The organism is Nocardioides pinisoli, from assembly GCF_024199985.1.
Taxonomy (GTDB): Bacteria; Actinomycetota; Actinomycetes; order Propionibacteriales; family Nocardioidaceae; genus Nocardioides; species Nocardioides pinisoli.
The window spans coordinates 58,865-74,086 of sequence record NZ_JANARS010000003.1 but is presented as its reverse complement, the minus strand read 5'-3'; the positions used below and the strand labels follow the sequence as shown (position 1 = coordinate 74,086).

The following is a 15,222-nucleotide window of genomic DNA, read 5'->3' as shown; positions in this document are numbered from 1 at the left end:
GTGCACGCCCGCAGCCGTCCCCGTCTCGCCTGCTGCGCAGCGTCAGGAGCGGTGGACCTTGTGCGCGGCAGCCTGGGCACGCGGCTTGATGACGAGCTCGTCGATGTCGACGTGGGAGGGCCGGGTGGCGACCCACGCGATGGCGTCGGCGACGTCCTCGGCGAGCAGCGGCTGGTCGACGCCGGCGTAGACCGCGTCGGCACGCTCCTGGTCCCCGCCGAAGCGGACGAGCGAGAACTCGTCGGTGCGGACCATCCCGGGGGCGACCTCGCTGATCCGCACCGGCTCGCCGTTGAGCTCGAGCCGCAGCGTCTCGGTCACCACCTTCACCCCGTGCTTGGCCGCGGTGTAGCCCGCGCCGCCCTCGTAGGCCCAGCGCCCGGCCGTCGACCCGACGTTGACGATCACCGCGTCGCCGCTGGCCCGGAGCGCGGGGAGCAGCGCCTTGGTCACCCGGACCAGCCCGAGCACGTTGACGTCGTACATCCAGCGCCACGCGTCGACGTCGGCGCCGTCCACCCGGTCGACGCCGACGGCACCGCCGGCGTTGTTGACCAGCACGTGGCAGACCGGCACGGCCGCCGCGAGCGCGTCGACCGACGCCTGGTCGGTGATGTCGCAGGTGACGGCCTCGCCCCCGATCTCGGCCGCGAGGTCCTCGATGCGCTCGGTGCGGCGGGCCGCGCAGATCACGCGGAACCCCTCCGCCGCCAGGGCGCGGGCGGTCGCGGCGCCGATCCCGCTCGAGGCGCCGGTCACGACGGCGGTGCGGGCCTGTGTCTGCTCGGAGGTCATGCCGCCATCCTGCCAAGGACCCGTGCTGCCAAGATGTCCGGGTGATCATCGCGGCGGCTGACGGTTCGGCACTCGGCAACCCCGGCCCGGCCGGCTGGGCGTGGTACGTCGACGACGACTGCTGGGCGTCCGGCGGCTGGCCGCGCGGGACCAACAACATGGGCGAGCTGATGGCGGTCCTCGACCTCCTCCAGCAGACCGCCCACGTCGACGACGAGCTGCACGTCTTCTGCGACAGCAAGTACGTCATCGACTCGATCACCAAGTGGATGCCGGGCTGGAAGCGCAAGGGCTGGAAGAAGAGCGACGGCAAGCCCGTGCTCAACGTCGAGCTGATGAAGGCGCTCGACGCCGCCATGGAGGGCCGCCGCGACCGGGTCCGCTTCGAGTGGGTGAAGGGCCACGCCGGCCACGAGCTCAACGAGGCGGCTGACAGGCGCGCCAACGCCGCCGCGTCGGCGTACCAGCGCGGTGTCGAGCCCGACGCCGGCCCGGGCTTCGCGGGGAGCAGCGTCGCGCACCCGGCCGCCGAGGTCGGGCAGGTCGAGGAGGAGCCCGACCTGTTCAGCGACCTCGGGGGTGAGCCGACGCCGACCGACGAGGAGCACGTCGTCGCCATGGAGCGGGCCCTGCTCACCGACGAGGTGAGGGGCGACCCGGCCGCGGTGGCGGCCCTGCTCCACCCCGCGTGGCAGGAGGTCGGCCGCTCGGGCCGGCTCTGGACCCGCGACGACCTGCTCGCCGAGATCGGCCCGATCAAGCCGGTCAGCCTCGACGTGGTGTCCGTGGAGCGGGTCGACCGCGACACGATCCTGCTCCTCTGGCGGGCGCTGGCCGACGAGCGCTCCACGCTGCGCAGCAGCCTGTGGGTGCGCGCCGGCGGGCAGTGGCAGCAGCGCTTCCACCAGGGCACCGACGAGCCCTGAGGAACGCCCCCGCGACCGCCCGGAGGGGTGAGCCGTGGCACACTCGTGCGATGCCTCCTGCGAAGCTCGCCGCGTCGCTCGCTCTCCTGGGCGGCGTGCTCTGGATCCTGCACGCGCTGCTCGGTGGCGGTGACGGCCTCCTCACCGGGACCCTCCACCTGCTCGGCCTCGCGTGCGTGCTGGTCGCCTCGGCCGCCTTCGGCACCACGCTGGTCAAGGGTGACGCCGTGGCCGTGCGCGCGGTCGTCGGCGTGGCGTCCGGCCTGCTGGCGCTGTCGGTGATCGAGGCGTTCCGCCCGGACGGCGCTCCGTGGTACGACGGCTCGTGGGGCGTCGTGGCAGCCGCCGTCGGTGGTCTCGGGCTCGTGCGCAGCCGTGGCCGGTCCGCCGGCCGCCGCAGTGGCCGTCGCGCCGCCCGGCGCACTCCCACCGGCGCGCACGCCCGCTGACCCGCGCCGCTCGGGAATCCCGGGACGCCTCGCGGGGTTGTGCCTGAGGTGCCCTGTCCGGGGCGCGCGCAGTCGAGGTCTCGAGGAGGCACCACGTGGGCGAGCGGGTCGCGATGATCAGCCTGCACACCTCACCGCTGGACCAGCCCGGCACGGGCGACGCGGGCGGCATGAACGTCTACGTGATCGAGCTCTCCCGGCGCCTGGCCGAGCAGGGCATCGCCGTCGACGTCTTCACCCGGGCCACCTCCTCCAGCCTCCCGCAGGTCGTCGAGGCGGCCGACGGCGTGCTCGTCCGCCACGTGGCCGCCGGCCCGTTCGAGGGGCTCACCAAGGGCGAGCTGCCCGGCCAGCTGTGCACCTTCGCCCGTGAGGTGCTGCGCACCGAGGCCATGCAGCCGCTCGGCCACTACGACGCCGTCCACTCCCACTACTGGCTCTCCGGTCAGGTCGGCGCCCTCGCCCGGGACCGGTGGAACGTCCCCCTCGTCCACTCGATGCACACCATGGCCAAGGTCAAGAACGAGGCGCTCGCCGACGGGGACACCCCCGAGCCCCTGTCCCGGGTGATCGGTGAGGAGCAGGTGGTGGAGGCGGCCGACCTGCTCGTCGCCAACACCGACACCGAGGCGCGCCAGCTCATCGACCTCTACGACGCCAGCCCCGGCTCGGTCGAGGTGATCCATCCCGGGGTGGACCTCACGGTCTTCGCCCCGCGCGGCCGGGGGGCGGCCCGGCGCGAGCTCGGGCTGGCCGAGGACGCGGCGGTGCTCCTGTTCGCCGGCCGCATCCAGCCGCTCAAGGCGCCCGACGTGCTGCTGCGGGCGGTGGCCGTGCTGCTCGAGGAGGACCCGTCGCTGCGCAGCCGGCTCGTCGTGCCTGTCGTGGGCGGACCGTCCGGCTCCGGGCTCGAGCACCCGACCGCCCTCGCCGACCTGGCGAGCGACCTGGGCATCGGCGACGTGGTGCGGTTCGTCCCGCCGGTGAGCCAGGCCGAGCTCGCCGTGTGGACGTCCGCCGCCACCGCCGTCGCCGTGCCGTCCTACAACGAGTCGTTCGGCCTCGTCGCCGTGGAGGCGCAGGCCACCGGCACCCCGGTGGTCGCCGCCGCCGTCGGCGGGCTCACCACGGTGGTCCGTGACGGCGTGAGCGGGCTCCTGGTCGCCACGCACGAGCCCCGCGACTGGGCCGCGAGCCTGCGCCGGCTCATCGACGACCCGGTGCTCGTGGCGCGGCTCGGCCGCGGCGCTGTCGCCCACGCCCAGGACTTCTCCTGGGAGCGCACCGCCGAGCGCACGCTGCTGGCCTACGAGCGGGCCGGCGGGCGCATGCGTGCTGAGATGGCCTCATGAGCGCCCCCTCTCCGTCCGCCTCCCCGTCCGCCTCCTCGTCCGCCGCCTCCGAGACCTCCGCCGCCGTCGACGTCGTCCGCGACTACCTGGCCGCGAACGGGATCGAGCACGACGAGACGGCCCGCGAGGGCGTCGAGGGCGCGAGCTTCTCGCTCACGCTGCCGGGGGAGAAGAAGCTCCAGACGCCGCTGCGCCTCGATGTCGGCGCCCACGCGCTCGGGGTGCACGCCTTCGTGTGCCGCAACCCCGACGAGAACCACGCGCGCGTCCACCGGTGGCTGCTCGAGCGCAACCTCAGGATGTACGCCGTCTCGTTCGCCGTGGACCGCCACGGCGACATCTACCTCGAGGCGCGGCTCCCGCTCGCGTCGATCGACCCCGACGAGCTCGACCGCATCCTCGGCTCCGTGCTCGCCAACGCCGACGAGTCGTTCAACGCCATCCTCGAGCTCGGCTTCGCCTCCTCGATCCGCAAGGAGTGGGAGTGGCGGGTCTCGCGCGGGGAGTCCACCCGCAACCTCGAGGCCTTCCGGGGCTGGCTCGAGGCCTAGCGCGCCGCCTTCGGCCGGCGGCGGGTCATGAGCACGCCGACGATGGCCAGCGCGCCGCCGACGAAGCTCAGCGTGGGCGGCACCTCGTCGATGGTCAGCCAGGCCACGAGCGTGGCGATGCCGGGCACCAGGAACGTCGTCAGGGAGAGTGCCCCGGCGTCGGTGTGGGTCAGCGCGTAGGCCCAGGTGGTGAAGGCGACCGCGGTGGGGAACACGCCCAGGTAGAGGATCCACCACAGCTCGGCGCCGCCGTCGGCGACGATCCCCGGCAGGTCCCCGGAGAAGGGCAGGCAGGTCAGGGCGCCCATCAGGAACGACACGAACACGACCTGGACGGACGGGATGCGGCGCAGCAGGACCTTCTGCGTCAGCACCCCGACGGCGTACATCACGGCGGCGACCAGCACGAGGCCCACGCCGAGGAGGCTGGCATCGGCCTGCGTGGAGGAGCCGCGCGCGATCACGGCCACGCCGGCGAAGCCGACGACCATGCCGCCGAGCAGCCAGGCGTGGAGCCGCTCGCCGAACAGCGGGATGGCGAGCAGGGCGACGATGACGGGTCCGATCTGGATGATCATCGCGGCGGTGCCGGCGTCGACGTGGCGCTCACCGGCGTTGAGGGCGAGGTTGTAGACGCCGAACCAGCCGACGCCGCCCGCGAGCAGCAGCGTCCACTCGCGACGGGTGGGACGCACCCAGCCGCGCCGCAGCACCAGCGGCAGCACCACGAGGGCGGCGACGAGGAGGCGGCCCGAGCCGATCGCGCCGGGGCTGACGTCGTGCGCGACGTGCCGGATGACCACGAAGGCCGAGGCCCACATGACGAGGGTGATGGCACCCGCGGTCACCGGCAGCCAGGGGGCCGGGGCGGTGGTGGTGGGTCGGCTCCCGGCGGTCTCGGTCGTGGTCGTCACGGGTCAAGGCTAGGTACGGTCATGACCAGCCGCCAGCGCTTTTCGGACGTCGTACGACGACATCCCGCCGCTCGCGCCGCTGGACCGGCGAGCCCTCCGGGCTCAGAGGTCCAGCTTGTAGCCGAGCCCCCGGACGGTGACGAGGTACTTCGGCTCGCCCGGGTCGGGCTCGAGCTTGGCGCGGAGCCGCTTGACGTGCACGTCGAGGGTCTTGGTGTCGCCGACGTAGTCCGAGCCCCAGACGCGGTCGATGAGCTGGCCGCGGGTGAGCACGCGGCCGGGGTTGCGCAGGAACATCTCGAGCAGCTCGAACTCCTTGAGCGGCAGCCGCTGCTCCGTGCCGTCGACCGTGACGACGTGGCGCTCGACGTCCATCCGCACCGGGCCGGCCTCGAGGGTGTCGGGCATCAGCTCGGGCTCGTGGCCGCGACGCAGGACGGCGCGGATGCGGGCGACCAGCTCGCGCGGGGAGTAGGGCTTGGTGACGTAGTCGTCGGCGCCGAGCTCGAGCCCGACGACCTTGTCCACCTCGTCGTCCTTGGCGCTGACCATGATCACCGGCACCGAGGACGTCTGCCGGATCTGGCGGCAGACCTCCGTGCCCGGGATGCCGGGGAGCATCAGGTCGAGCAGCACGATGTCGGGGCCGAAGCGGTCGAACTCGGTGAGGGCGGTGTTGCCGTCGGCGGCGATCGCCACCTCGTAGCCCTCCTTGCGGAGCATGTAGGCGAGGGCGTCGCTGTAGCTCTCTTCGTCCTCGACGACGAGTACGCGGGTCATCTGGTTGTCTCCTGCTGGGTCCTGCGCGGATCGGGCTCTGGCTCTGGCTCGGGGTCGGTGCCGGGTCGCGCCGGGGCGACGACCTCGACCGGGGTGGTGCCACCGGAGCCCTGGTCGGGCTCGGAGTGGTGGGGGAGGGTGAGGGTGAAGGTCGAGCCCTGGCCCTGCACCGACCACACCGCGATGTCGCCGCCGTGGGTGGCGGCGACGTGCTTGACGATCGACAGGCCGAGGCCGGTGCCGCCCGTCGAGCGGTGGCGCGCCGGGTCGACGCGGTAGAAGCGCTCAAAGATGCGGTCGATGTCCTCGGCCGGGATGCCGATGCCCTGGTCGACCACGGAGATCTGCACCTGCGTGCCCTCGGCGCGGGTGGTGACGACCACGCGCGAGCCCTCGTTGGAGTAGGCGACGGCGTTGGCGACGAGGTTGCTGATCGCCGCGCCGATCTGCTCCTGCGACCCGAAGACCTCCAGGCCCGGCTCGCCGCGGGACTCCACGGTGATCTGCTTGGCGGCCGCCTCCATGGCGCTGGTGTCGACGGCGGTCGCCACCGCGGCGTCGATGTCGACCATGACGGGCTTCTCCAGCGGGTCGTGGCCCTGCAGCCGGGACAGCTCGATGATCTGCTGGACCAGCTTGGAGAGCCGGTCGCTCTCGGTGAGCATGCGCCCGGCGAAGCGCTGGACGGCCTCGGGGTCGTCGGAGGCGTCGGTGACGGCCTCGGCGAGCAGCCGGATCGCCCCGACCGGGGTCTTGAGCTCGTGGCTGACGTTGGCCACGAAGTCGCGGCGCACGGCCTCCACGCGGCGCTCGCGGGTGCGGTCCTCGACGAGCGCGAGCACCAGCCGGGCGCCCAGCGGGGCGACGCGGGCGGTCAGGGTGCGGGTGAACCCGCCGTCGGGTGCGGGCATGTCGAGGTCGCTCTCGCGGATCTGCCCGTCCCGGCGCACCTGCGCGATGAGGTCGAGCAGCTCCTGGACCAGGACGGTGTCGCCGCGCACCAGCCCGAAGGCGTAGGCCGGCGCCGAGGCCTTGAGGACGTGGTCGGACTCGTCGACGACGACGGCGCTCGAGCGCAGGATGCTCAGGACGGCCGCGACGCCCTCCTGGATGACCGGCTCCTCGGCCTCGGGGAGCGTGTGGCGCTGCCGGTCGCTGATGTGCCAGGCGAGCACCGCGCCGCCCGCCACGATGGCTCCGACGAGTGCCGCCAGGGCAGCCTGCGTCGTCGGATCCACGCTCACATCGTACGCACCGGGAGCGGGCGCCCGGCCCGGACGGACACGGGGCACGGAGTGTTCACCCCTCGTTCATCGAGCACGCACATCTGTTCGCTTGGGCTCCCTAGAGTGCGCGTCATGCGTGAGGCTTTCCATGACCAGCTCGACGGCATCTTCGCCGACCTGTCCGACATCTGCGGACAGGTCGAGGTCGCCGTACGAGAGGCCACCAAGGCGCTGATGACCGGCGACGTGCACACCGCGGACCAGGTGATCAGCAACGACAAGGCGATCGACGCCGCCCGCGAGCGGGTCGACGACACGTCGTTCGCGCTGCTCTCGCTGCAGCAGCCGGTGGCCGGCGACCTGCGGATGATCGTCTCCGCGCTGCGGATGGTCAGCGAGCTCGAGCGGATGGGCGACCTCTCGGTCCACGTCGCGAAGATCGCCCGCCTCCGGGTGCCGTCCGTCGCGGTGCCCGACGAGCTGCGGCCGACCATGGAGCAGATGGCGCGCACCGCCGAGGACATGGTGCGCCGGGTGCGCAGCATCATCGTCGACCGTGACGTCGAGGCGGCCATCGAGCTCGGCCGCGACGACGAGGTGATGGACCAGCTGCGGCGCCGCTCCTTCACCGAGCTGCTCTCCACCGACTGGAAGCACGGCGTGGAGGCCGCGGTCGACATCGCCCTGCTCGGCCGCTACTACGAGCGCATCGCCGACCACGCGGTCTCGGTCGCCAACCGGGTCGTCTTCGTCGTCACCGGCGACATGCCCCCGCGCGACTGACGTACGCCCCGCCGCCCGCGCTGCTCACCCGAGCGGTGCGCGAGGCGGGTTTCGTTCGGCTGGAACCCGCGTCACACACCGCTCGCGGGCGTGTCGTACGACGGCGCGCGCCCGGGCGGTGCGTGAGGCGGGTTTCGTTCGGCAGGAACCCGCCTCACACACCGCTCGCGGGCGGGTCGTACGACGGCGCGCGCGGGAGCGGGCTCTGGTCAGCGACCCTGGTTGGCGACGGCTGCGGCGGCTGCGGCAGCGGCCTCGGGGTCGAGGTACTCGCCGCCGACCACGGTGGGACGCATGTCGTCGTCGAGGCGGTAGACCAGCGGCATGCCGGTCGGGATGTTGAGGCCCGCGATGTCCTCGTCGCTGATGCCGTCGAGGTGCTTGACGAGCGCGCGGAGGCTGTTGCCGTGGGCAGCCACCAGGACCGTCTGCCCGGAGCGCAGGTCGGGCACGATCTCGGCCTCCCACCACGGCAGGAAGCGGGCGATGACGTCCTTGAGGCACTCGGTGCGGGGCAGCTCGTCGCCGAGGTCGGCGTAGCGCGGGTCGGAGGCCTGGGAGAACTCCGAGGAGTCGTCGAGCGGCGGCGGCGGGGTGTCGAAAGACCGGCGCCAGAGCATGAACTGCTCCTCGCCGAACTCCGCCAGCGTCTGCTTCTTGTCCTTGCCCTGGAGCGCGCCGTAGTGGCGCTCGTTGAGGCGCCAGGAGCGCTTCACCGGGATCCAGTGGCGGTCGGCGGCGTCGAGGGACAGGTGGGCGGTGGTGATCGCGCGGCGCTGCAGCGAGGTGTGCACGATGTCGGGCAGCAGCCCGGCCTCGACCAGGAGCTCGCCCCCGCGGACCGCCTCGGCGCGGCCCTTCTCGGTGAGGTCGACGTCGACCCAGCCGGTGAAGAGGTTCTTGGCGTTCCACTCGCTCTCGCCGTGGCGGAGCAGGACGAGCGTGTGCGTCATGAGGCGTCCATGCCTTCCCAGTAGCCGGTGTCGTTGGCGACGACGGGGACGTTGAGCGAGATGCGCTCGCCGTTGCCGAACTCGACGGCCAGCGGGATGAAGTCGCCCGCGGTGAAGTCGCCGGTCAGGACGATGTCGGCGGGCGGCTCGGCCAGGTTGACCAGGCCGTCGGCGGGGATCGTGACGGGCTCGAACTCGGCCGCCTCGATGGTCGTGCCGTCGCCCCCGGAGATGCCGGTGAGGCTCTGCTCCTCGGAGCCGTCGTTGTTGGACAGCGAGGCCACGAACGTCCCGGACCCCTCGGTGCCGGAGACCACCACGGCGGAGAGCAGGTCGACCACGCCCTCGCGGTTGTTGCTGCCGCCGGCGGGGGTGTAGTCGCGCTCGGTGGCGTAGTCGAACCCGCAGGAGGTGAGCGGCGCGGCGAGCGCGATGACCGCGGCGGCGGTCGCGAGGGATCGGAGTCGCATGGCGGACAGCCTAGCGTCGGCTCAGGTGAGCCCGACGGTGCGCCCTGCGATCAGGATCGCGACGACCGCGAGGGCCGTCCACGCGCCCGCCAGCACGAGCAGGCGCGGGGTGCCGGTGCGCAGCGCGACCAGCAACGGGAACGACTTCTCGCCCTCCTCGTGGTCGTCCACGAGGCCCGGCAGCGCGAGCAGCACGTGGACGCCCAGCCCCAGGGCCGCGGCCAGGGCGACCATCACGGGCGTGGGCGGCGTCGGTGCGCCGACGCCCGCCCAGCCGCCGTACGCCAGGAAGGCGGGGTAGAGCGCGAAGCTCGCCATCCACGGCACGAAGGACACAGCCCGGGCGTGGAGGAACCGGTCGCCGACCGCGGAGACCACGAGGAGGGCGAGGTACGTCGCTCCGGCGCGGCGGCCGTGGGCCACGGCGAGCGGGAGGACGAGCAGCGCGGCGCACGTCAGCGCGAACCCCACCGTGCCCGGGTCCAGCCGCCCCCCGGCGAGCGGTTTGTCGGGGCTGCGGCGCTCGTCGCGCTCGCGGTCGACGAGGTCGTCGGACCAGCCCAGCAGCGCCTGTCCGACGAGCACCGTGGCGGCGACCAGCCCGACCTCCCTGAGCGGCCGGCCGGCGACGGCCGCGGCCGTGGCCAGGACGGCAGCGGTGACCACCGCCTGGCGCGGGTGTGCCGCTCGGACGAGGAGCAGCGACGGCGTCGTCACGAGGGCCCGAGGCATGGGCCGCAGTATGGACCAGCACCGGTCCGGTGACAGGCGAACGACGGTCCCGCGCAGGGCGCGCACCACAGCAACACGCGATCTGTCAAGCCCGGACAGGGCCTCTGACCTGCGCAAACGCGTCTGGAGGTGTCTCGGAGCCGTGTTAGAATGTTCACCTAGGAAGGGGAACTGAACATATGACTTTCACCGTTGGCGAAACGGTCGTCTATCCCAATCACGGGGCCGCGGTCATCGAGGACATCGAGATGCGGACGATCAAGGGAGAGGACCGGCAGTACCTCGTCCTCAGGATCGTCGCACAGCAGGACCTGGTCGTGCGCGTCCCGGCCTGCAACCTCGATCTCGTCGGCGTCCGCGACGTCGTCGACAAGGAGGGCCTCGACCGCGTCTTCGACGTGCTGCGCGCGGCCCACGTCGAGGAGCCGACCAACTGGTCGCGCCGCTACAAGGCCAACCTGGAGAAGCTGCACTCCGGTGACGTGATGAAGGTGTCGGAGGTCGTGCGCGACCTGTGGCGCCGCGAGCGTGACCGCGGCCTCTCCGCCGGCGAGAAGCGCATGCTCGCCAAGGCCCGCCAGATCCTGGTCTCCGAGCTCGCGCTCGCCGAGAAGACCAACGAGGACAAGGCCGAGGCCATGCTCGACGAGGTGCTCGCCTCCTGAGCGTGGACGACGCTGACCGAGGCCCCTGGGACGACGTTCCCCGGGGCCTCGGTCTCGTTCTGGACGAGGGGCGCGGGAGCCTGCCCTACGCGCTCATCCACGGGGAGGCGCTGGTGGCCTGCGCGGCCTGGGCACTCGGCGACTCCGGGGTCGACCTCGTCGACGCGACCGTCCCCTGGGAGGCGCTCGTCGAGTCCGGGGAGGACCTCGTGCTCCACGACTCGCTGTGCCCGATGACCCCGGCCGCGTTCATCGGCGCCTGCCTCGAGCGCGCGCGTGCGACGGGCCGTCCGGTGGTCGGCGTCCGCCCGGTGACCGACACCGTGAAGGTGCTGGCCGACGGCGACGCGGGGCAGGTGGTCGGCGAGACGCTCGACCGCGACGCCCTCCTCGCCGTCGCGTCCCCGCTCGTCATCCCCGCCGCGGTCCTCGCGTCGCTTCCCGGCCCGCCGTCGACCGACCTGGCCCGAGCCGTCGCCGACCTGGCCGCGGCCGGTCACGCGGTGGAGACGGTGGAGGCGCCCCCCGAGGCCAGGCGGGTGTCCTCGCCCGACGACGTACGCCTCCTCGACGCGTTCACGGCCCGGTCGGGCTGAGCTCCTCCGCGAGCGCGACGTCCTCGGGGAAGGTGACCTTGAGGTTGAGCGGGCTGCCGGCGACCGCTGCCACGTCGACGTCGCGGTAGGCAGCGACGCAGGCCGAGGTGTCGGTGCCCTCGAACCCGTCGTCCGCCGCCGCGCGGTAGGCGGCCAGCACGTCGCGAGCGCGGAAGGCCTGCGGCGTCTGCACGCCGCCCACGCTCGCGTCGACGGGGCCGAGGTCGACGCCGACCAGCCCCGTCACCGGGACCACCGGGATCGCGCCGCCCACCTGGCGGGCGGCGGTGACCACGGCCTGCCACAGGGGAAGCCCCGCCAGCGGCCGGGCGCCGTCGTGGACGACCACCACGTCGACCTCGCCCGCCTCGATCTCGGGGGCCAGCACCCGCAGGGCGGCCAACTCCGACGCATGCCGGGTCGCGCCACCGTCGACCACGTGCACCTCGCGGTCGGCGAGGTGCGGGGCGACGGCCGACTCGACCGCTGAGCGGTCCTCGGGGCGCACGACGAGCACGAGGCGGAGTACGTCGGGCAGCGCGAGCGCGTCGCGCACCGACCACACCAGCACGGGGACCCCGCGCAGCGGCAGGAGGACCTTGTTGACCGCGGCTCCGACGCGGCTGCCGGAGCCGGCGGCGAGGATGACGACAGCGGTGGACACGGCGCTCCTCAGCGGGTGAGGAGCGCGGTGGCGATCGCGGCCACGCCCTCGCCGCGGCCGGTCAGCCCGAGGCCGTCGGTGGTGGTGGCGGACAGGCTGACCGGAGCCCCGAGGGCTGCCGAGAGCGCCGCGACGGCCTCGTCGCGGCGCGGGCCCAGCCGGGGGACGTTGCCGATGACCTGCACGGCGACGTTGCCGATCTCCCAGCCCTGGGCGCGCACCCGGCGCGCGGTCTCCGCCAGGAGCGTGGCCCCCGACGCGCCCGCCCACTCCGGTGCGGACGTGCCGAAGTTGCTGCCCAGGTCGCCGATCCCGGCGGCGGAGAAGAGGGCGTCGCACGCCGCATGGGCCGCCACGTCGGCGTCGGAGTGGCCCTCGAGACCGGCCGGCTCGTCCGGCCAGGCCAGGCCCGCGAGGTGCATGGGGACGCCAGCGACGAGCCGGTGCACGTCGGTGCCGATGCCGATCCGCGGGACGGGAGGAGGGGAGGTCACGTCGGCATCATGCCGGACGCCCGTCACAATGGTGCCGTGACCGCTCGCCGTCCTCCCTGGGTGCTCGCCGGAGTGCTGGCCGGTCTCGCCGGTCTGGCGACCAGCTATGCGACCGCGATGGTGCTCACCATCCGGGACGCGCCGGTCGTCGCGGTGGCCGAGGGGGTCATCCGGCTCACGCCCGGACCGGTGGCCGAGCGTGCCATCGCCGTGCTGGGCCACCTCGACAAGCCGTTCCTGATCGGCGTCATCCTGCTCCTGCTGCTGGGCCTCTTCGCGCTCGCCGGCGAGCTCGGTCGCGGCGGGTGGTACCGGCCGCTGCTCGTCTGGTTCCCGCTCGCTGGGCTGGGCCTGGCCGCCGTGCTGAGCCAGCGGGGAGCCGGCGCGGTCGACGCCTTGCCGGTCGCGGTCGGCCTGCTCACCTGGGTGACCCTGCACTCGGCCCTCACCGACGCCCTCGACCGGGGTCGGCGGCGGCCCGAGCTGGAGTCGCACGAGCGACGCGTCTTCCTCATGGTCGCCGGCGCCGTCTCGGTCGCGGCGGTCGGCATCGCCGTCGCGGGACGCCTGGTCGGTGCGGGGCGCCGTCACGTCGAGGTGAGTCGCCGGCTGCTGCGCATCCCCGGGGTGACCCGGCGCCAGCCCCCGGCCGGCACCTCCGTCGGGCTGGCCGGGATCACCCCGTGGCAGACGCCCGACGAGGACTTCTACCTGATCGACACGACCATCGCGAAGCCGACCATCGAGCCCGAGGACTGGTCGCTGCGCATCCACGGGATGGTCGACCGCGAGCTCACGCTTACCTACTCCGACCTCGTCGCGCGCCGGATGACGGAGGCGTGGATCACGCTCAGCTGCGTGAGCAACGAGGTCGGCGGCGACCTGGTGGGCAACGCCCGCTGGAGCGGCATCCGGATCGCCGACCTGCTGGCGGGCCTCGGGGTCTCCGACGACGCCGACTGCGTGCTCCAGACCTCCCACGACGGCTGGACCTGCGCGACGCCCCTCGAGGCGCTGACCGACGACCGCCACGCCATGCTCGCCGTCGCGATGAACGGTCGCCCGCTGCCCATCGAGCACGGCTTCCCGGTGCGCACGATCGTGCCGGGCCTCTACGGCTACGTGTCGGCGACCAAGTGGGTCGTCGACCTCGAGGTGAGCACGTTCGCCCGGTCGACCGGCTACTGGACGACCAAGGGCTGGTCCGCCGAGGGGCCGGTCAAGATCGCCTCGCGCATCGACGTACCCCGCGCGGGCGACGAGGTGCCGACCGGCGCCGTGTCGTTCGGCGGCGTGGCCTGGCACCAGCACACCGGCATCGACTCCGTCGAGGTGCAGGTCGACGGCGGTGCGTGGACCCCGGCCGAGCTCGGCGGCGTCCCGTCGGTGGACACCTGGGTGCAGTGGAGGGCGACGATCGACGTGCCCGAGGGCGACCACGAGGTCCGGGTCCGGGCGACCGGCAAGGACGGCGAGACCCAGACGAGCGTCCTCCGCTCCCCGGACCCCGACGGGGCCACCGGCTGGCACACGGTGGAGTTCAGCGCGGTCTGAGCCCCGCAGCGGGACCGCTCAGCTGTTGCGGACGACGTACGCCGTCCCGCCGGAGGCGGCGATCCAGATCCGCTCGAACTGGGCGCGGTCGTAGACGCGGCGCACCTCGGCGTTGGTCGCGCCGGCGGGGTCGTTGACCACGACGTCGCCGTCGGCCTCGAAGCCGACGACGACCAACAGGTGGCCGTTGCTCGCCGAGATCGGGGCGCCGGCGAGCTGGTTGCGCCCGAAGGCGATCGACACGATCAGGGGCACGCCGGCGGCGATGAAGTCCTCGGCCTCGCGGAGGTCGCGCATGCGGGTGACGTAGGAGTCGCCGCCGACGAGGGTCGCGGCGTAGGCGGTGTTGAAGGCCCAGTTGCCGGTGCCGCGGTAGCCGTGGTCGTAGACCATCTTGGCGGTGTGGTCGACGACGGCGTCCGCGTGGCCGGCGGTGATGCCGGTGGGCGTGGGGGCGATGCCGTGGTAGGCGAGCACCATCGCGAGCGAGGTGGGGGAGCACCAGGCCTCGCCGCCACCGCCCCAGGCGGGGTAGTGGCCGCTGTGGACCATCTGCGAGTAGGTCGGGACGGGCAGCACGGTGCCGGCCGCCGGGCCGGGCTGCGAGGTGGGACGGGCCGCCGAGGCGTCGGCGGAGGCGACCGCGCCGACGCGCTCGAGGCTGACCGCCTTGCTCGACCCCTTCGGCCGCATGAGGGTGACCCGGAGCTGGTACGACGTCACGGCGGAGGTGGCGAACCAGGTGTCGGCGCTGACGCGGCCGAGGTCGTCGGTCTGGCCGGAGTAGGTCCGGCGGGGGACGGGACGGTCGGTGCGCGCCCAGTCGGCGACGGTGTCCCAGGTGCCGGTGCGCCCGCTGGCGTCCTGCGCTCGGAGCTCGACGCGCACCAGGGTGCGACCGGGCGTGGTGGCCTCCCACGACGGGATGACCGCGGTCGCGCCGAAGCCCGGCGAGGCCCAGGGGGAGGTCCAGGTGCCGGCCTCGTAGGCCTTGCCGGCGACGGTGCGCGGCCTGGCGCGCAGCAGGGACACCTGGCCGCGGCCCAGCTTGAGGCCCGTGCGCTGGCCGGTCTTGAGGTCGCGGTAGCTGCTCCACGACGTGAGGTCGACCTGCGGCGTCGCGCGCTGCCTGGCCGAGGGCTCGTCGGCCGCGGTCGCCGCCGGGGCGAACGGGGTGGCCAGCAGGAGGGGGAGGGCGAGGACCGCGACACGTCGGAGCACCGGTCGACGATAACCCGGAATGTCCCACACGTCTCAGGAGTCACACGGCCCGCGGGAGCGCGACCGCCGACGAAGCCGGGGGATCGACCCGGTCACC

Annotated in this window: 18 protein-coding genes; 8 read left to right on the top strand and 10 right to left on the bottom strand. The window is 73.4% G+C overall.

Features of this window, described 5'->3' with window-relative positions:
- Nucleotides 1-42 precede the first annotated feature (42 nt).
- A complete protein-coding gene (locus tag NCI01_RS07450; protein WP_254180853.1) occupies nucleotides 43-795 on the bottom strand; it encodes an SDR family NAD(P)-dependent oxidoreductase in 753 nt (250 codons plus the stop codon).
- Nucleotides 796-836: 41 nt separating this feature from the next.
- Here NCI01_RS07450 and NCI01_RS07445 point away from each other — a divergent pair, with 41 nt between their 5' ends.
- From NCI01_RS07445 to NCI01_RS07430, 4 genes are all read left to right on the top strand, one after another.
- Nucleotides 837-1,721, top strand: coding sequence for an RNase H family protein (locus NCI01_RS07445; RefSeq protein ID WP_254180852.1), 885 nt, complete (start codon nucleotides 837-839; stop codon nucleotides 1,719-1,721).
- A gap of 50 nt (nucleotides 1,722-1,771) precedes the next feature.
- Complete coding sequence (locus NCI01_RS07440; RefSeq protein WP_254180851.1) at nucleotides 1,772-2,170, top strand: hypothetical protein; 399 nt, start codon at nucleotides 1,772-1,774, stop codon at nucleotides 2,168-2,170.
- Between the two features lie 95 nt (nucleotides 2,171-2,265).
- Nucleotides 2,266-3,522: a D-inositol-3-phosphate glycosyltransferase gene (mshA, locus tag NCI01_RS07435; protein WP_254180850.1), complete on the top strand. Its 1,257-nt coding sequence runs from the start codon at nucleotides 2,266-2,268 to the stop codon at nucleotides 3,520-3,522.
- Nucleotides 3,519-4,073 (top strand): type III secretion system chaperone family protein, encoded by a 555-nt coding sequence (locus NCI01_RS07430; RefSeq protein WP_254180849.1) that lies wholly within the window; start codon nucleotides 3,519-3,521, stop codon nucleotides 4,071-4,073. Before mshA ends, NCI01_RS07430 begins: the two co-directional genes overlap by 4 nt.
- Here NCI01_RS07430 and NCI01_RS07425 read toward each other — a convergent pair.
- From NCI01_RS07425 to NCI01_RS07415, 3 genes are all read right to left on the bottom strand, one after another.
- Entirely contained in the window at nucleotides 4,070-4,987 is a 918-nt protein-coding gene (locus NCI01_RS07425; protein ID WP_254180848.1) for a DMT family transporter, read from the bottom strand. The two genes, NCI01_RS07430 and NCI01_RS07425, sit on opposite strands and share 4 nt — an antisense overlap.
- A 102-nt stretch (nucleotides 4,988-5,089) precedes the next feature.
- Nucleotides 5,090-5,767 carry a response regulator gene (locus NCI01_RS07420; protein WP_254180847.1) on the bottom strand — a complete coding sequence of 226 codons (678 nt, stop codon included), beginning with the start codon at nucleotides 5,765-5,767 and terminating at the stop codon, nucleotides 5,090-5,092.
- Nucleotides 5,764-7,005 carry a sensor histidine kinase gene (locus tag NCI01_RS07415; RefSeq protein ID WP_254180846.1) on the bottom strand — a complete coding sequence of 414 codons (1,242 nt, stop codon included), beginning with the start codon at nucleotides 7,003-7,005 and terminating at the stop codon, nucleotides 5,764-5,766. The genes NCI01_RS07420 and NCI01_RS07415 overlap by 4 nt, the downstream gene beginning before the upstream one ends.
- Nucleotides 7,006-7,125: 120 nt before the next feature.
- On the opposite strand from NCI01_RS07415, the gene phoU reads away from it, so the two are divergent.
- Nucleotides 7,126-7,776, top strand: a complete 651-nt coding sequence (phoU, locus tag NCI01_RS07410) for a phosphate signaling complex protein PhoU (RefSeq protein WP_254180845.1) — start codon at nucleotides 7,126-7,128, stop codon at nucleotides 7,774-7,776.
- 209 nt (nucleotides 7,777-7,985) lie between these two features.
- Here the strand turns inward: phoU and NCI01_RS07405 are convergent, their stop codons facing one another.
- From NCI01_RS07405 to NCI01_RS07395, 3 genes are read right to left on the bottom strand one after another with little or no spacing between them, the layout of a single operon-like run.
- The gene (locus NCI01_RS07405; RefSeq protein WP_254180844.1) at nucleotides 7,986-8,729 is read right to left on the bottom strand and encodes a phosphoglyceromutase; all 744 of its coding nucleotides are present in this window, start codon (nucleotides 8,727-8,729) and stop codon (nucleotides 7,986-7,988) included.
- Nucleotides 8,726-9,199, bottom strand: coding sequence for a copper chaperone PCu(A)C (locus tag NCI01_RS07400; RefSeq protein WP_254180843.1), 474 nt, complete (start codon nucleotides 9,197-9,199; stop codon nucleotides 8,726-8,728). The genes NCI01_RS07405 and NCI01_RS07400 overlap by 4 nt, the downstream gene beginning before the upstream one ends.
- Before the next feature lie 21 nt (nucleotides 9,200-9,220).
- Nucleotides 9,221-9,931 (bottom strand): UbiA family prenyltransferase, encoded by a 711-nt coding sequence (locus NCI01_RS07395; RefSeq protein ID WP_254180842.1) that lies wholly within the window; start codon nucleotides 9,929-9,931, stop codon nucleotides 9,221-9,223.
- A 179-nt stretch (nucleotides 9,932-10,110) separates the two neighbouring features.
- Between NCI01_RS07395 and NCI01_RS07390 the strand changes: the two genes are divergently transcribed.
- The gene (locus NCI01_RS07390) at nucleotides 10,111-10,596 is read left to right on the top strand and encodes a CarD family transcriptional regulator (protein WP_056602200.1); all 486 of its coding nucleotides are present in this window, start codon (nucleotides 10,111-10,113) and stop codon (nucleotides 10,594-10,596) included.
- Nucleotides 10,597-10,598: 2 nt separating this feature from the next.
- Complete coding sequence (locus NCI01_RS07385) at nucleotides 10,599-11,192, top strand: 2-C-methyl-D-erythritol 4-phosphate cytidylyltransferase (RefSeq protein WP_254180841.1); 594 nt, start codon at nucleotides 10,599-10,601, stop codon at nucleotides 11,190-11,192.
- Here NCI01_RS07385 and NCI01_RS07380 read toward each other — a convergent pair.
- Nucleotides 11,173-11,856 carry an IspD/TarI family cytidylyltransferase gene (locus NCI01_RS07380; RefSeq protein ID WP_254180840.1) on the bottom strand — a complete coding sequence of 228 codons (684 nt, stop codon included), beginning with the start codon at nucleotides 11,854-11,856 and terminating at the stop codon, nucleotides 11,173-11,175. The two genes, NCI01_RS07385 and NCI01_RS07380, sit on opposite strands and share 20 nt — an antisense overlap.
- 8 nt (nucleotides 11,857-11,864) lie before the next feature.
- Nucleotides 11,865-12,350 carry a 2-C-methyl-D-erythritol 2,4-cyclodiphosphate synthase gene (gene ispF / locus NCI01_RS07375; protein WP_308213198.1) on the bottom strand — a complete coding sequence of 162 codons (486 nt, stop codon included), beginning with the start codon at nucleotides 12,348-12,350 and terminating at the stop codon, nucleotides 11,865-11,867.
- A gap of 36 nt (nucleotides 12,351-12,386) precedes the next feature.
- On the opposite strand from ispF, the gene NCI01_RS07370 reads away from it, so the two are divergent.
- On the top strand, nucleotides 12,387-13,904 hold the full coding sequence (locus tag NCI01_RS07370) for a molybdopterin-dependent oxidoreductase (RefSeq protein ID WP_254180839.1): 1,518 nt from the start codon (nucleotides 12,387-12,389) through the stop codon (nucleotides 13,902-13,904).
- Nucleotides 13,905-13,922: 18 nt separating this feature from the next.
- Here the strand turns inward: NCI01_RS07370 and NCI01_RS22655 are convergent, their stop codons facing one another.
- Nucleotides 13,923-15,125, bottom strand: coding sequence for a C39 family peptidase (locus tag NCI01_RS22655; protein WP_254180838.1), 1,203 nt, complete (start codon nucleotides 15,123-15,125; stop codon nucleotides 13,923-13,925).
- Between the last annotated feature and the right edge of the window lie 97 nt (nucleotides 15,126-15,222).

Coding starts and splice junctions, on each gene's coding strand:
- NCI01_RS07450 (WP_254180853.1), bottom strand. CDS start 795: ATGACCTCCGAGCAGACACAGGCCCGCACCGCCGTCGTGACCGGCGCC.
- NCI01_RS07440 (WP_254180851.1), top strand. CDS start 1,772: ATGCCTCCTGCGAAGCTCGCCGCGTCGCTCGCTCTCCTGGGCGGCGTG.
- NCI01_RS07420 (WP_254180847.1), bottom strand. CDS start 5,767: ATGACCCGCGTACTCGTCGTCGAGGACGAAGAGAGCTACAGCGACGCC.
- NCI01_RS07395 (WP_254180842.1), bottom strand. CDS start 9,931: ATGCCTCGGGCCCTCGTGACGACGCCGTCGCTGCTCCTCGTCCGAGCG.
- NCI01_RS07400 (WP_254180843.1), bottom strand. CDS start 9,199: ATGCGACTCCGATCCCTCGCGACCGCCGCCGCGGTCATCGCGCTCGCC.
- NCI01_RS07430 (WP_254180849.1), top strand. CDS start 3,519: ATGAGCGCCCCCTCTCCGTCCGCCTCCCCGTCCGCCTCCTCGTCCGCC.
- phoU (WP_254180845.1), top strand. CDS start 7,126: ATGCGTGAGGCTTTCCATGACCAGCTCGACGGCATCTTCGCCGACCTG.
- NCI01_RS07390 (WP_056602200.1), top strand. CDS start 10,111: ATGACTTTCACCGTTGGCGAAACGGTCGTCTATCCCAATCACGGGGCC.
- NCI01_RS07405 (WP_254180844.1), bottom strand. CDS start 8,729: ATGACGCACACGCTCGTCCTGCTCCGCCACGGCGAGAGCGAGTGGAAC.